The 14,460-nt window shown below is 66.2% G+C and carries 11 protein-coding genes and 1 pseudogene; all 12 read right to left on the minus strand.

The window, feature by feature from the left end; all coding sequences use genetic code 11:
• On the minus strand, positions 1-1,195 hold a 1,195-nt coding region (ftsZ, locus tag SE91_RS24225), incomplete at its 3' end, for a cell division protein FtsZ (protein WP_061849393.1).
• Between the two features lie 89 nt (positions 1,196-1,284).
• Positions 1,285-2,607, minus strand: a complete 1,323-nt coding sequence (gene ftsA, locus SE91_RS24230; RefSeq protein ID WP_008556393.1) for a cell division protein FtsA — start codon at positions 2,605-2,607, stop codon at positions 1,285-1,287.
• Positions 2,604-3,632, minus strand: a complete 1,029-nt coding sequence (locus tag SE91_RS24235; RefSeq protein ID WP_061849394.1) for a cell division protein FtsQ/DivIB — start codon at positions 3,630-3,632, stop codon at positions 2,604-2,606. The genes ftsA and SE91_RS24235 overlap by 4 nt, the downstream gene beginning before the upstream one ends.
• A gap of 349 nt (positions 3,633-3,981) precedes the next feature.
• Positions 3,982-4,968 carry a D-alanine--D-alanine ligase family protein gene (locus SE91_RS24240; protein WP_061851281.1) on the minus strand — a complete coding sequence of 329 codons (987 nt, stop codon included), beginning with the start codon at positions 4,966-4,968 and terminating at the stop codon, positions 3,982-3,984.
• 73 nt (positions 4,969-5,041) lie between these two features.
• Complete coding sequence (murB, locus tag SE91_RS24245; protein WP_061849395.1) at positions 5,042-5,959, minus strand: UDP-N-acetylmuramate dehydrogenase; 918 nt, start codon at positions 5,957-5,959, stop codon at positions 5,042-5,044.
• 4 nt (positions 5,960-5,963) lie between these two features.
• Positions 5,964-7,367 (minus strand): UDP-N-acetylmuramate--L-alanine ligase, encoded by a 1,404-nt coding sequence (murC, locus tag SE91_RS24250; protein WP_061849396.1) that lies wholly within the window; start codon positions 7,365-7,367, stop codon positions 5,964-5,966.
• Positions 7,368-7,516: 149 nt separating this feature from the next.
• The gene (gene murG, locus SE91_RS24255) at positions 7,517-8,617 is read right to left on the minus strand and encodes an undecaprenyldiphospho-muramoylpentapeptide beta-N-acetylglucosaminyltransferase (protein ID WP_061849397.1); all 1,101 of its coding nucleotides are present in this window, start codon (positions 8,615-8,617) and stop codon (positions 7,517-7,519) included.
• A gap of 186 nt (positions 8,618-8,803) precedes the next feature.
• Complete coding sequence (gene ftsW / locus SE91_RS24260) at positions 8,804-9,955, minus strand: putative lipid II flippase FtsW (protein WP_061849398.1); 1,152 nt, start codon at positions 9,953-9,955, stop codon at positions 8,804-8,806.
• A gap of 240 nt (positions 9,956-10,195) precedes the next feature.
• Complete coding sequence (gene murD / locus SE91_RS24265; protein WP_061849399.1) at positions 10,196-11,596, minus strand: UDP-N-acetylmuramoyl-L-alanine--D-glutamate ligase; 1,401 nt, start codon at positions 11,594-11,596, stop codon at positions 10,196-10,198.
• Positions 11,597-11,603: 7 nt separating this feature from the next.
• Positions 11,604-12,707, minus strand: a complete 1,104-nt coding sequence (mraY, locus tag SE91_RS24270; protein WP_060735186.1) for a phospho-N-acetylmuramoyl-pentapeptide-transferase — start codon at positions 12,705-12,707, stop codon at positions 11,604-11,606.
• 167 nt (positions 12,708-12,874) lie between these two features.
• Positions 12,875-14,254 (minus strand): UDP-N-acetylmuramoyl-tripeptide--D-alanyl-D-alanine ligase, encoded by a 1,380-nt coding sequence (locus SE91_RS24275; protein ID WP_061849400.1) that lies wholly within the window; start codon positions 14,252-14,254, stop codon positions 12,875-12,877.
• Positions 14,251-14,460 (minus strand): annotated as a pseudogene (locus SE91_RS24280) (UDP-N-acetylmuramoyl-L-alanyl-D-glutamate--2,6-diaminopimelate ligase); the annotation flags it as partial. The pseudogene SE91_RS24280 and the gene SE91_RS24275, both read right to left, overlap by 4 nt.

Raw genomic sequence — 14,460 nt, forward strand, 5'->3', positions numbered from 1 at the left:
GCTCGACGTTGGGACGCGGCGCGGCAGCGGCCGGAGCAGGCGCGGCCCCCGGAGCCTGCGCTTCCAGCTTCTGGGCACGCTCAGCGAGGCGCTGATTGTCGGCACGGAGCCGGGCGGTCAGGTCGGCGAGACGGCTCTCGGCAACGGCGGCGGGCGGGGCAGCCTGCTGCACCTGCGGAGCCGCGTTCGCGACGGGCGCGGAGGTCGCCTGGCTGTTGCGGGCGATCGCGGCCTGCTCGATGCCGGTGGCAACGACCGAGACGCGGATCAGGCCGTCGAGCGCTTCGTCGAAGGTCGCGCCGACGATGATGTTGGCGTCCTGGTCGACTTCCTCGCGGATGCGGGTCGCGGCCTCGTCGACCTCGAACAAAGTGAGATCCTTGCCGCCGGTGATCGAGATGAGGAGGCCCTTGGCGCCCTTCATCGAGCTGTCGTCGATCAGCGGATTGGCGATCGCAGCTTCGGCAGCGGTCAGCGCGCGCTTGTCGCCGGAGGCTTCGCCGGTGCCCATCATCGCCTTGCCCATCTCACGCATGACGGCGCGGACGTCGGCGAAGTCGAGGTTGATGAGGCCTTCCTTGACCATCAGGTCGGTGATGCAGGCAACGCCCGAGTAGAGCACCTGGTCGGCCATCGCGAAGGCGTCGGCGAAGGTGGTCTTCTCATTCGCGACCCGGAACAGGTTCTGGTTCGGAATGATCAGGAGCGTGTCCACCACCTTGTGAAGCTCGTTGATGCCGGCTTCGGCGGTGCGCATGCGGCGGCCGCCTTCGAAGTGGAAGGGCTTGGTGACGACGCCGACGGTGAGGATGCCCATGTCGCGCGCGGTCTTGGCGATGACGGGCGCAGCGCCCGTGCCGGTGCCGCCGCCCATGCCGGCGGTGACGAACACCATGTTGGCGCCGGAGAGATGGTCGCGCAGCTCGTCGATCACCTCTTCCGCCGCCGCAGCGCCGACGTTCGGCTGCGAACCGGCGCCGAGGCCCTGCGTGACCGCCGTGCCCATCTGCACGATGCGCTGCGCCTTCGACATCGTCAGCGCCTGCGCGTCGGTGTTGGCGACCACGAAGTCGACACCCTGCAGGCCCGCCGTGATCATGTTGTTGACGGCGTTGCCGCCGGCACCGCCGACGCCGAACACGGTGATCCGGGGCTTCAGTTCGTGAATATCAGGAACGTTGATGCTGATGGTCATGGTTGCTGCCTCTCGTCACGCGCGCGTGGGTTCGCCCCGGCCGGTGGCCGCGGGAGTTGGTGAAAATCGATAATTGCGGAAAGCAGTCATCAGAAGCCCTCGCGTAGCCATCGTCCGACCTTTCCGAAATAACCGCCGGTCCCTGTCCTGACCTGCTGCCGCGTATGCCGCGGTTCGACATGTTCGAGGTGAACATATTGCGGGTAGACGAGAAGTCCGGCCGGCACCGCGAACGCGGCGTTCTTCGCCTCGTTGGGCAGCCGGCCGAAGCCGAGCGGACGTCCGACCCGCACGGGCCGGCCGAGAATCTGGGTGCCGAGCTCGACCAGGCCGGTCAGCTGCGAGGCGCCGCCCGAGAGCACGACGCGGCCGTTGGGCTCTGCGGCGAAGGGCGAATCCTTCAGCTTGTCCCGAACCATTTCGAAGACTTCCTCGGCACGGTGCTTGACGATGTTGGCGATGGTGGCGCGGGAGACGATCTGCGGCAGATCCTGCTCGTCACCGGCTGTCGGCACAGACATCAGCTCACGCGAGTCCGATCCGCCGGTGATGACGGTGCCGTATAACGTCTTGATTCGCTCGGCATCGGCAATGGTCGCGGAGAGTCCGCGCGCAAGATCCATCGTGATGTGTTGCCCGCCGACCGCAAAACCCGCCGCATGCACGAAACGGCCGCCTGAATAAACGGCTATCGTGGTGGTGCCGGCGCCCATCTCGACGACCGCGGCGCCGAGATCGGCCTCGTCGTCGGTCAGCACCGAGAGGCCGGCCACGTAAGGGCTCGCTGCCATGGCTTCGACATTGATGTGGCAGCGCTCGACCGCCAGCATCAGGTTCCGCGCCACAGTGGCTTCGCAGGTGACGACGTTCATGTCGACGCCGAACTGGTGTGCGACCATGCCGCGGGGATCGCGAATGCCCTTGACGCCGTCGAGCGTGTAGCCGACCGGCAGCGCGTGCAGCACGGTGCGGCCTTCGCCGGTGGCGTGGCGCATGCCGGTGGAGGTGACGCGGCTGACGTCGGCGGGCGTGACGGCGCCGCCGCGGATGTCGGCAGCGGCCTCGACCAGTTGGCCAGCCAGCCGGCCGCCGGAGACCGACAGCAGCACGGACTCGACGCGAACCTTGGCCATCTTCTCCGCGAGCCCGACGGCCTGGCGCACCGCCTGCTCGCATTCGCCGAGATCGATCACCGCGCCGGCCTTCATGCCGCGCGACTGGATCTGGCTGTAACCGATCAATTCCACCGCGTGGGTGCGGCCGCGCAGCGCATCGCTCGGCGGCGACGGCTTCAGCCGCGCGATCATGCAGGCGATCTTGCTGGTGCCGATATCGAGGCAGGCGACGAGGCCGCCGCGCTTGTGCGGCATCGGGCGCGTCTTCGGCGTCTGGGTGCGATCGAGACCGGTCATGCGGAATCCCCGGCCTTCTTTTTCTTCTTGTCCTTGAACTGCTCTTCGCGCGCCTTGCCGGCGTCTTCGGACAGCTGCACCACGAGGCGATCGGGCAGGCGCATGTCGACGGCGACGATGTCGCGGGAGAACAGCCTTTCCTCCTTGTCAAGCTTGGACAGCATCGCAAGCGCGTTGCCGACGTCCTGCTCCGGCAGGCGGATGTCGAGACCGTCCTTGAGCCTCAGATTCCAGCGCCGCTCGCCGACATAGACCGCTGCCTTGGTCACCGAATTGACCTGCGGATAGCGCGCCAGCAGTGCGAGGAAATCGCGGGCCTGCGTGTCGGCGCCCTTGCCGACCACGAGCGGCAGCGACAGGAAGCGGCGCGAGACATAGGGTTCGAGCACGGCGCCGTCGTCGGCGATGACGGAGAGCCGGCCGGCCTCTTGCCACAGCGCAAACGCCTTGCGCTCGGTGAGCTCGATCATGAGCTGGCCCGGATAGAGCTTCAGCACGGTCGCATCGGCGATCCAGGGATTGGCCTTGAGCTTGTCGCGTACCGCGTCGGCGTCGAGGAACAACAGCGAGGAGCGGCCGCTGACGCCGCCGATGGCGAGGATCTCGTCCTGGGTCAGCTGCTTGCGGCCGTTGATCACGACGGAGGTGATGCGGAAGCCGGCCGAATTGGCCAGCGCGTTGCGGGCATCGCTGACCGCGGTGATGAAATCCTGGAGATGGCCGCCCTTGACGATGCCGAAGCCGCAGCTTCCGATCAGCAGCAGCACGGTCATGCTGAGTCCGACCCGGTGCGGCAGATAGCGCTCGACCAGCGCGACCATGCGCGGCGGCGGCTCGCGCTCGATGACGGCTTTCGCCTTGGCCCTGGTCTTGATCTTATCGTTGGCAGCGGCCCGCGCCTCGATGCGCTTGTCCTGCATCCACTCGCGCAGAAGCACGACCGCTCCGATAGCGGCCGCCTTCAGGTCAGCTTGGGGCCTCAGCGATCTCAGAAACGACCGGGTGAGGCTTCCTGCACCATCCATTGCACGAGCTCGTCAACAGTTTGTCCGCGACACCGCGCGGAACCTGGCGAACATGACGTCTGGGACTTGCCGGGCCGGGTGCTGGTCTTCAGCAGATGAAGCCTCTCCCCTGCAAAACGCTCGCTGGCGGTGACATCACCGCAAACAGCTCACGCTCCGGCAGCCAAAACGCCATATGCGCCGCCAGCGTTAACCTTCGGACGTCCTGGTAAACAAAAGGTAAAATTCGTTAACGCGGGATGCTTTTTGCCCCGCGAAATCTGGCATTTAGGCCGCGATGTCCGGCATTTTACCGGTTTTGGTGCCCAAACCGGGCCATTTCGACCGTCCGGTCGTTAACCAGTCCTAATTATTTCCGCACCCGCCGCTCGGCGAGCTCGATCAGGCCGCGCAGGAAGTCGACGAACGCGATGCCTTCGGCCTTCAGCGCCTTTGGGTAGAGCGACGACTTCGTCAGCCCGGGCAGCGTGTTGGTTTCGAGATAGACGAGGCCCTTGTCCGAGACGATGAAGTCCGACCGCGAATAGCCGGTGCAGGACATCGCGCGGTGCGCCGCCATCGCCTGCTGCTTCAGCGCGGCCGTGATCTCGGGCGCAAAGCGGCCGGGGCAGATCTCCTGGGTCGACTTCAGGAGATATTTTGCGGCGTAGTCGAAATTGCCCTCGCCGGGAATGATCTCGATCGGCGGCAGCGCGATGATCGAGCCGTCGGTGCGCTCCAGCACGCCGCAGGTCGCCTCCACGCCGGCGATGTAGGGCTCGATCACGTACTCCTCGTGCTTGGCGGCATTGCGCACGGCGACGAGATCCTGCTTGGCATTGACGAAGATGAGGCCGTAGCTCGAGCCGTCGCGCGCCGGCTTTGCGATCAGTCTGCCATACTCGGCGAAGGCTTCGTCGATCTTGTCGAGCGCAACATTTTCGGGCGGCGTCACGCCGCCGAGCGCGGCAAAATGCTTGGCAGCGAACTTGTCAAAGGCAAGATGCGAGGATGCCGAGCCTGAACCGGTGAACGGCACCCCGCGGGCCTCGCACATCACCTGCAACTCGCCGTTCTCGGCGCGCCCGCCATGCAGGCCGAGCACCAGCACGCGGCCTTCCGCCTTGGCCTGGTCGAGTGCCTGCTCCAGCGCAATGCCACGCGTACCCGGCTTGAACTCGTCCTCGAACGGACGGGCATGGTCGAGCAGTTGCCTCGACTGCACCACATGCACCTTGTCCTCGACGTCCCACCACCACAGATCGGCCTCGGGCAATGCCTGATGCAGCGCCTGGGCTGAGGCGACAGAAACCAGACGCTCCCGGTTGGAGCCGCCGAAGAGGATGGTGATGCGCATGTTCATAGTCCGCAATCTCTCCATTCGTCATTTCCGGGGCGCGACGGAGTCGCGAGCCCCGGAATGACGGGAATCATGAAACCCCGATCCGCTTGATTTCCCAGTGTAGCTCAATTCCGGAATTCGCCTTCACGCGCTCGCGCACGGTCTCGCCCAGCATCTCGATGTCGTGCGCGGTAGCATCGCCCGTGTTGATCAGGAAATTGCAGTGCATTTCCGAGACCTGCGCGCCGCCGATGCGCAGGCCGCGGCAGCCGGCGGCGTCGACCAGCTTCCAGGCGGAATGGCCGGGCGGATTCTTGAAGGTCGAGCCGCCGGTCTTCTCGCGGATCGGCTGGGCGGTCTCGCGGTGGCTCTGAACTTCCGCCATCCGCGCGCGGATCGCGTCCGCGTCCCGGATCTCGCCGCGAAAGCGCGCGGAGGTGAAGATGATGGAGGGATCGACGCCGCTGTTGCGGTAGACGAACTTCATGTTGGCGTTGGAGAAGACGTGCTTGCTGCCGTCGCGCCCGACGCCCCGCGCCTCGATCAGCACGTCCTTGGTCTCACCGCCATTGGCGCCGGCATTCATGCGCAGCGCGCCGCCGATCGTGCCGGGAATGCCGAAGTAGAATTCGAGCCCGCCGATATTGGCGCCGGCCGCCACTTCAGCCACGCGCTTGTCGAGCGCCGCAGCGCCGGCGGTGACGACATCGCCGTTCGCGACCGCCTCGCCGAAGGCGCGCGGCGCAAGCCGGATCACCACGCCCGCAATGCCGCCGTCGCGCACGATGAGGTTGGAGCCGACGCCGACGACGTAGACCGGGATGTCGGGCGCAAGATGCGCGAGGAAATAGGCGAGATCGTCCTCGTCCGCGGGCGTGAACAGCACCTGCGCCGGGCCGCCGACGCGAAACCAGGTGAGCTCGGCCAGCGACTGGTTGGCGAGCAGCCGGCCGCGAAGCTCGGGCATGGCGGCTTTGAGGTCAGGCGTGATGTCGGGAAAACCCACCGCCCTACCCCAGCGCCTTCAATTGATCCGGCAAGGCATACGCCCATTGCGTGATGTTGCCGGCCCCCAAGCACACGACGAGATCGCCCGGCTTTGCCACCCCCTGGACGATGCCCGCAAGCTCCGAGGCTGCCGGCAGCGGGATCACCTCACGGTGGCCATGGGCGCGCAGACCCATGACGAAATGATCGCGATCGATGCCTTCGATCGGCGCTTCGCCGGCGGCATAGACGTCGGCGACCACAACCGCGTCGGCATCGTTGAAGCAGGTGCAGAATTCCTCGAACAGCGATTGCAGGCGGGTGTAGCGGTGCGGCTGCACCACGGCGATCACCTTGCCGGTATAGGAATCGCGCGCCGCCTTCAGCACCGCCGCGATCTCGACGGGATGATGACCGTAATCGTCGATCACGGTGACGCCGTTCCATTCGCCGGTCTTTGTGAAGCGCCGCTTGACGCCGCCGAAGCCGGCCATCGCTTTTCGGATCGCCTCGTCCGACACGCCGAGCTCGTGCGCGACCGCGATCGCCGCCGTCGCGTTCGAGGCATTGTGCCGGCCCGGCATCGGCAGCGCGAGGTCGGCGATCTCGTGCACGGCTCCGCTCTTGCGGTCTCGGATCACGACCTTGAACTTCGAGCCGCCGCCGCCCGCGGTGAGATCGACCAGCCGCGCATCGGCCTGCGGATTCTCGCCGTAGGTGATGATGCGGCGATCCTCGATCCTGCCGACGAGGCTCTGCACCACGGGATGATCGATGCACATCACGGCAAAACCGTAGAACGGCAGGTTCTCGACGAAATGGCGGAACGCGTCCTGCACGGCGTCGAAGGTCTTGAAGTGGTCGAGATGCTCGGGGTCGACATTGGTGACGATCGCGACATCGGTCGGCAGCTTCAGGAACGTGCCGTCGCTCTCGTCGGCCTCCACCACCATCCAGTCGCCGGCCCCTAACCGCGCGTTGGACCCGTAGGCATTGATGATGCCGCCATTGATCACGGTGGGATCGAGGCCGCCGGCATCGAGCAGCGTGGCGACCATCGTGGTGGTCGTGGTCTTGCCGTGGGTGCCGGCGATGGCGACGCAGCTCTTCAGCCGCATCAGCTCGGCCAGCATCTCGGCGCGCCGCACCACGGGGATGCGGCGTTCGCGCGCCGCCATCAATTCCGGATTGTCGCGCTTGATCGCGGTGGAGACCACGACGACCTCGGCGCCATCGACGTTCTCGGCCTTGTGGCCGACCGAGACCTTCGCACCCTTCTTGCGCAGACGGTCGAGATTGTAATTGTCGGAGGCGTCCGAGCCCTGCACGGCATAGCCGAGATTGACCAGCACCTCGGCGATGCCGCTCATGCCGATCCCGCCGATCCCGACGAAGTGGATGGGTCCGATCTCGCGCGGCAGTCTCATGTGGTTTCCTCGGGGTCATCGTCCGCGACGGCGGACGATCCAGTACTCCGCGACGCCAGAGATTCAAATCAGCTGCGTCGGATACTGGATGCCCCGCTTTCGCGGGGCATGACAAGGGGCTTTTTTGGCCATCCGGGGCGGAACAGCCGTCAGATTCCCGCGACTTTGATCACGAGATCGGCCAGCCGCTCGGCCGCGTCGAGCCGGCCGGCGCCGCGGGCGGCTTCGGCCATGCGGGCGAGGCGCACAGGCTCGGCGGCGAAGGCAGAGATTTCCGAGGCGAGGCGATCGGAGGTGAACTCGGTCTGCGGGATACGGATGGCGCCGTCGACCTTGGCCAGCACGCCGGCATTGGCGAACTGGTCCTGGTCGATCGAGCCCGGCAGCGGCACCAGGATCGAGGGCCGGCCGATCGCGGCGAGCTCGGCGACCGTGCCGGCGCCGGAGCGCGACACCACGAGATGATTGGAGGCGAGTCGCGCCGGCAAATCGGTGAAGAAGGGTGCAAGCTCGACCTTGATCTTGAGCTTATCGTAGACCGCGCGCACGCGGCTCATGTCCTCTTCGCGCACCTGCTGGGTGAGGATGAGACGGCTCCATAGCGCAGGCTCGAGCCGCTCGATCGCGCCGGGCACGATGTCGGCCATGATGCGCGCGCCCTGGCTGCCGCCGACCACGAGCAGCAGCAGCGGGCCGTTCGCTTCCGGCGCGACATAATTCACCGCAGCGGCTGCGAGGATCGCCGGCCGCATCGGCGTGCCGACGGTCGTGGTCTTCGCCGCCAGCGCCGGATCGCGGTCGAGCACGCCGGGCAAGGACGTCGCGATGGCACGGACGCGGCTCGACAGGAACCGGTTGGCCCGGCCGAGCACGGCGTTGGCGTCGTGGATGATCCCGGGCACGCCGGCGAATTTCGCCGCGACCAGCGGCGGCAGCGTCGGATAGCTGCCGAAACCGACGACGGCAACCGGCTTCAATCGCTTGATCAGAGCGTAGGCCGAGAGCGTGCCGGCGGCGAGCGTGAGGCCGGCATAGGCAAGCTGGAGCGGATTGCGGCCGCGCGCGGTCTCGCTGCTGACGACGTCGATCATGTCCTTGCTGAACAGTCCGCTATAGCGCAGCGCGCGTTCGTCGGTGACGAGGCGGACGCGAAAGCCGCGCCGGATCAATTCGACGCCGAGCGCCTCGGCCGGAAACAGATGGCCGCCGGTGCCGCCCGCGGCGAGAAGAATCAGGGGGGACGTGTCCATGATGTGGGGTTCTACAGGGACTTTCTCGGCATTGCGAGCCGGCTCCACGATGCATGCCCCGAGCGCAGCGCAGCGCACTGTCCTTCACAGCGCGGTGCGCTGCTGAACCGGGGTCCATGATTTGCGGCATTCTGGGTCCCGGCTCTGCGCTCCGCTTCGCTGCGCTTGTCCGGGACACGAGACATGTCACGCGTAACTCCGCATCGCCTCGGCGTGGCCGCTCGCCTCGACCTCCGTGCGCGGGCGCAGCCGCGTCAGCGCCAGCATCATGCCGACGCCATAGGCCAGCGACACGATCGATGAGCCGCCATAGGAAATGAACGGCAGCGTCATGCCCTTGGCGGGAATGAGCTGGAGGTTGACCGACATGTTGATCGCCGCCTGCACGCCGAACAGGATCGCAAGACCCGAGGCCGCAAAGCGCGAGAACATGTCCTCATTGGCATAGGCGCGCGACAGCGTGCGCATCACGACGAAGGTGAACAGCGCCAGCATGGCCAGGCACAGGATGATGCCGAACTCTTCGGCCGCGACCGCGAACACGAAGTCGGTATGGCTGTCCGGCAGGCTGCGTTTTGCAATGCCCTCGCCGGGTCCGAGGCCGAACCAGCCGCCATTGTAGAAAGCTTCCATGGCGGTATCGACCTGGAAGGTGTCGCCGGAGGCCGGGTTCATGAAACGCTTGATACGGCCTGCGACGTGCGGGACGAACAGATAGGCGCTGAACAGGCCTGCGGCGCCGAGACCTGCGAGACCGAACACCCAGATCATGCGCATGCCCGCAATGAAGAACAGCGAGCCCCACACCATCAGGATCAGCATGGTCTGGCCGAAGTCCGGCTCCATTACCAGCAGGGCCACCAGCATCAGGAGCAGCGCCACGGCCATCGAGGTCGCCGGCATCTCCGGCCGCTTGGTCGATTCCGCGAACAGCCAGGCGGCGATGACGACGAAGGACGGCTTTGCGATTTCGGAGGCCTGGATGTTGACGCCGAGCAGCGTGATCCAGCGCCGCGAGCCCTTCACCTCCGGGCCGATGGCGAGGGTGAGCACGATCAGGACGATGCTCGCCGCGAAGATGATCAGGGCCGAGCGGCGGATCGCGCGCGGCGACAGGAAGGAGACCCCGAGCAGCACGATGCAGGACGGCAACAAGAACAGCACATGGCGGCTGAAGAAATGGAAGGGATCGAGCCCGATCCGGGTCGCAACCGGCGGGCTCGCCGCCAGCGACAGGATCACGCCGGTCAGCATCAGCCCCAGGATGGCGCCCATCAGCGGCTTGTCGACGGTCCACCACCACTCGGAAAAGGGGGTGCGTTCTTCACGGGAGAGCATGGGCGGCCGCTTTCGGACAGAGGTCCGTCCATTGGTCGCCGAGGTTGGTTACCGCAGGGTTAAGGATTCGCGGATGAATGGAGATGATCGCCGCTGCCTCCACGAAAGACACTGTCATGCCCCGGCTTGACCGGGGCATCCAGTACGCTGCGGCTCATCGGCTCAAGCACGGTCTCTGGAATACTGGGTCGCCCGGTCAAGCCGGGCGACGACATCGGAGCTAGGAAGCGGCGGCCTGTCCTACACCACCGGCTTCACGCCCGGCAGCGCCTGCACCAGCTCGCGGAACCTTGTGCCGCGGATTTCGAAGTTGCGGTACTGGTCGAAGGAGGCGCAGGCGGGCGACAGCAGCACGACGGCGTCGGTGAGGCCTGCGGCTTCCGCATCGCGTGCAGCATGATCGACGGCGACATCCAACGTCTGGCTGATCTCGTGCGCCACCTGCGTGCCCAGCGTGCCCGAAAATTCCTTCGCCGCCTCGCCGATCAGATAGGCCTTGCGGATGCGTGGGAAGAAGCCGGTCAGGCCAGTGATGCCGCCCGCCTTGGGCTTGCCGCCGGCGATCCAGAAGATGTCCGAAAAGGACGACAGCGCGTGCGCGGTGGCGTCCGCGTTGGTGCCTTTGGAATCGTTGACGAACAGCACGTTGCCGCGGCGTCCGACCTGCTCCATGCGGTGCGCAAGGCCTGGAAAGCTGCGCAGGCCGTTCTGGAGCACATCGAGGCTGATGCCCATCGCGAGCGCGGCGGCAGATGCCGCCGCCGCGTTCTGAGCGTTGTGCAGGCCGCGCAATGATCCGATGCCAGCGAGTTCGGCGACTTCGGTGCGGGCCCCACCCGATGCACGCACGATATTGCCATGCTCGACATAGATGCCGCTCGCCAGCGGATTCTTCACCGAGATGCGATCCACGTTCTTGCCGGCACGGTCGAGCCGATCGGCGATGTCGCGGCAAAACCTGACGTCGACGCCGACGATCGCGGTGCCGCCCGCCTGCACGCCGGCGACGAGCCGCTCCTTCACCGCGGCGTAGTGCGCGATCGTGCCATGGCGGTCGATGTGATCTTCGCTGACGTTGAGCAAAATACCGACGGAGGGATCGAGCGAGGGCGTGAGATCGATCTGGTAGGACGACATCTCGATGACGTGGACGCGGCCCATGCGCGGCGGTTCCAGCGACAGGATGGCGGTGCCGATATTGCCGCCCATCTGGGTGTCGTAGCCCGCGACTTTCGTCAGGTGCGCGATCAGAGCCGTCGTTGTCGACTTCCCGTTGGTGCCGGTGATGGCGACGAACGGCGCATCCGGTGCGTGGCGGCGCCGCTCGCGGCAGAACAGCTCGATGTCGCCAATCACTTCGACCCCCGCTTCGCGCGCCTTCAGCACGCTCCAATGCGGCATCGGATGGGTCAGCGGCACGCCGGGCGCGAGCACCAGCGCCGCGAAATTCGTCCAGGTGAGGTTGCGCAAATCCGCGGTGATGAAACCGGCCTGCGCGGCCTTGGTGACGTTGTCGGCATTATCGTCGGCCGCGATCACCTCGGCGCCACCGGCCTTGAGCGCGTGGCAGGAGGCGAGACCCGAACCGCCGAGACCGAACACCGCGACGGTCTTGTCGGCGAAGGACGTGACGGGGATCATCGATCGATCACCGCAGCTTCAGCGTCGACAGGCCGGCAAGCGCCAGCATCACCGAGATGATCCAGAAGCGGATCACGATCTGCGGCTCGGTCCAGCCGAGCTGCTCGAAATGGTGATGGATCGGCGCCATGCGGAAGATGCGCTTGCCCGTGAGCTTGAACGACACCACCTGTACGATGACCGAGACCGCCTCCAGCACGAACAGGCCGCCGATCACCGCGAGCACGATCTCGTGCTTCACCGCGACCGCGATGGCGCCGAGCATGCCGCCGAGCGCGAGCGAGCCGGTGTCGCCCATGAAGATCGAGGCCGGCGGCGCGTTGAACCAGAGGAAGCCGAGGCCGGCGCCCAGAAGCGCGCCGCAGAGCACCGCGAGCTCGCCGGTGCCGGCGACATACTTGATCTGGAGATATTCGGCGAAGACCGCGTTACCGGCGAGATAGGCGATCATCGCAAAGCTCGCGGTCGCGATCATCACGGGCACGATGGCGAGGCCGTCGAGACCATCGGTGAGGTTCACCGCATTGCCGGCGCCGACGATGACGAAGGCACCGAAGACGACGAAGAACCAGCCGAAATGCAGCACCGTGTCCTTCAGGAATGGAACCGTCAGCGCGGTCGAGGCGGGATCGCGGTTCAGCCGCACCAGGGCGTAGCAAGCGACCAGCGCGATCACCGCCTCGATCAGCAGGCGAAGCTTGCTGCCGAACCCGGTCGTGGTCTGCTTGGTCACCTTGAGGTAGTCGTCATAGAAACCGACGAAGCCGAAGCCGAGCGTCACCGCCAGCACGATCCAGACATAGGGGTTGAGCGGGTTGGCCCACAGCACGGTGCCGACGGTGAGGCCGGACAGGATCATCAAGCCGCCCATAGTGGGCGTACCCTTCTTGGCGAGGTGCGATTGCGGACCGTCGGTGCGAATCGGTTGGCCCTTGCCCTGCCGGATACGCAGATGATCGATGATCCAGGGCCCGAACAGGAACACGAACAGCGCGCCGGTGACGACGGCGCCGCCGGTGCGGAAGGTGATGTAGCGGAAGACGTTCAGGAACGTGCGAAACGCACCGAAGCCCGGAATTGTGTTGGAGAGCTCGATCAGCCAGTAAAACATTCAGACGGTCCTATGGCGCTTCGTACAGGCGGCCTTGGTCTATTCCCAGGCTCGACGTGTCTCACGCGCATTCGCTGGTCTTCATCATCGGTCGGACGCGACCTCAGGGAAACGAACGGCTTCGCGCCGCAACGGATGGGATTCGGGAACGACGCCTTCCAAGCAGTTTACGCCTTTGCCTGCAAGGCGGCCACCAGACCCGGCACAAACTTGTTGACCCAGAACATCTTCTTGCTGCCCTTGACAACCACGACGTCGCCTGCCTTCAGCAGGCCCGCAACCTCGCTCGGCTTCAGCGTGGCGGGATCATCATGCCAGCCGAGCGCCTTGCCCGCCGGCAGCAGGTCGAAGAGGTGGCGCATCAGAGGCCCGACGCAATAGACGCCGTCGATGCCGTCGAGATGCTTGGCAAGGGCGGTGTGGTAGGTCGGTGCGTCAGCGCCCAGCTCCAGCATATCGCCGAGCACCGCAATCCGCCGGCCGCCGGTCATGTTGCGCGCCTGCAGGCTTTGCAACGCGGCAGCGACGCTGGCCGGATTGCCGTTGAAACTGTCGTCGATGACGGTGACGCCGCCGACCGCCTGCTCGACCCCGCGGCCGGTCATGATGCCGACGCGGTCGAGCTTGATCGCGAGCGTCGCCGCATCGAGGTTCGCCGCGCGGATCGCGGCGAGCGCAGCCAGCGCATTCTGCACGCGGTGCGGCGCGCCCGGCGTCAGGCTGAAGGCGATCTCCTTCTTGCCGATCATGGCCACGACCTGCCAGCTCTCGCCATGCGGCGCATGCGCGACCTCGTGCACCTCGGCATGCTCGCCGAAGCGCACCACCTTGCCCTTCCATTCCGACGCCTTGAGCCCGGCAGGCAGCACCAGCACGCCGTCCTCGGGTAGGCCAAGCGCGATCGATACCTTCTCGCGCCTGATGGCTTCGAGCGAGCCGAGCTTTTCCAGATGGACCGGCTGGACGTTGACGACCAGCGCCACCGTCGGCTGCGTCAACTCGCTGAGCCGCGCGATCTCGCCTTTCTGGTTCATGCCCATCTCGACGACCCAGAGACTGGCGTCAGGCCGGGCATTGCACAGCGTCAGCGGCACGCCCCAGAAATTGTTGAAGCTCGACGGGCTGGCATAGGCGTTGGGGTAAGCCGCCAGAAATTCCTTGGTGCTGGTCTTGCCGGCGCTGCCGGTCAGCCCGATCACCGGACCGCGAAAGCGCGCGCGTGCGGCGCGCGCAAGACCCCAGAGGCCGTCGATCAGCGTGTCCTTCACGACGATCTGCGGAATGCGGATGCCTGCGATCTCGTGCGGCACGATCATCGCGACCGCACCAGAGGCTTCCGCCTTGTCCGCGAACTCCCAGCCGTCACGCGCGCTGGCGAAGGCCGAGACGAAGCCGCCGCTCGGCGTGCCGCTCAGCGCGACGAACAAGCTGCCCGGCTTCACCAGGCGGCTGTCCTGGGTGATGAAATCGATGGGCGTATCCGGGAATGTTCCGACAACACCCAGCGCGCGCGCCACCTCGGCAACCGTCCAAATCGGCGCGCTCATGCAACCCTCGATGCTAGTGCGGCGGCGACCGCCTCGTGATCACTGAAGGACAGCGTCTGGCCGCCGACGATCTGCCCGGTCTCGTGGCCCTTGCCGGCGATGAGCAGCGCGTCGCCCTCCTGCAAATCCTCGATCGCCGCGCGGATCGCGGCGGCGCGATCGGCGATCTCGCGGGCGCCCTTGGCGGTGGCGAGGATCGCGGCGCG

Source organism: Bradyrhizobium sp. DOA1 (genome assembly GCF_001593325.1).
In the GTDB taxonomy this organism is placed as follows: domain Bacteria; phylum Pseudomonadota; class Alphaproteobacteria; order Rhizobiales; family Xanthobacteraceae; genus Bradyrhizobium.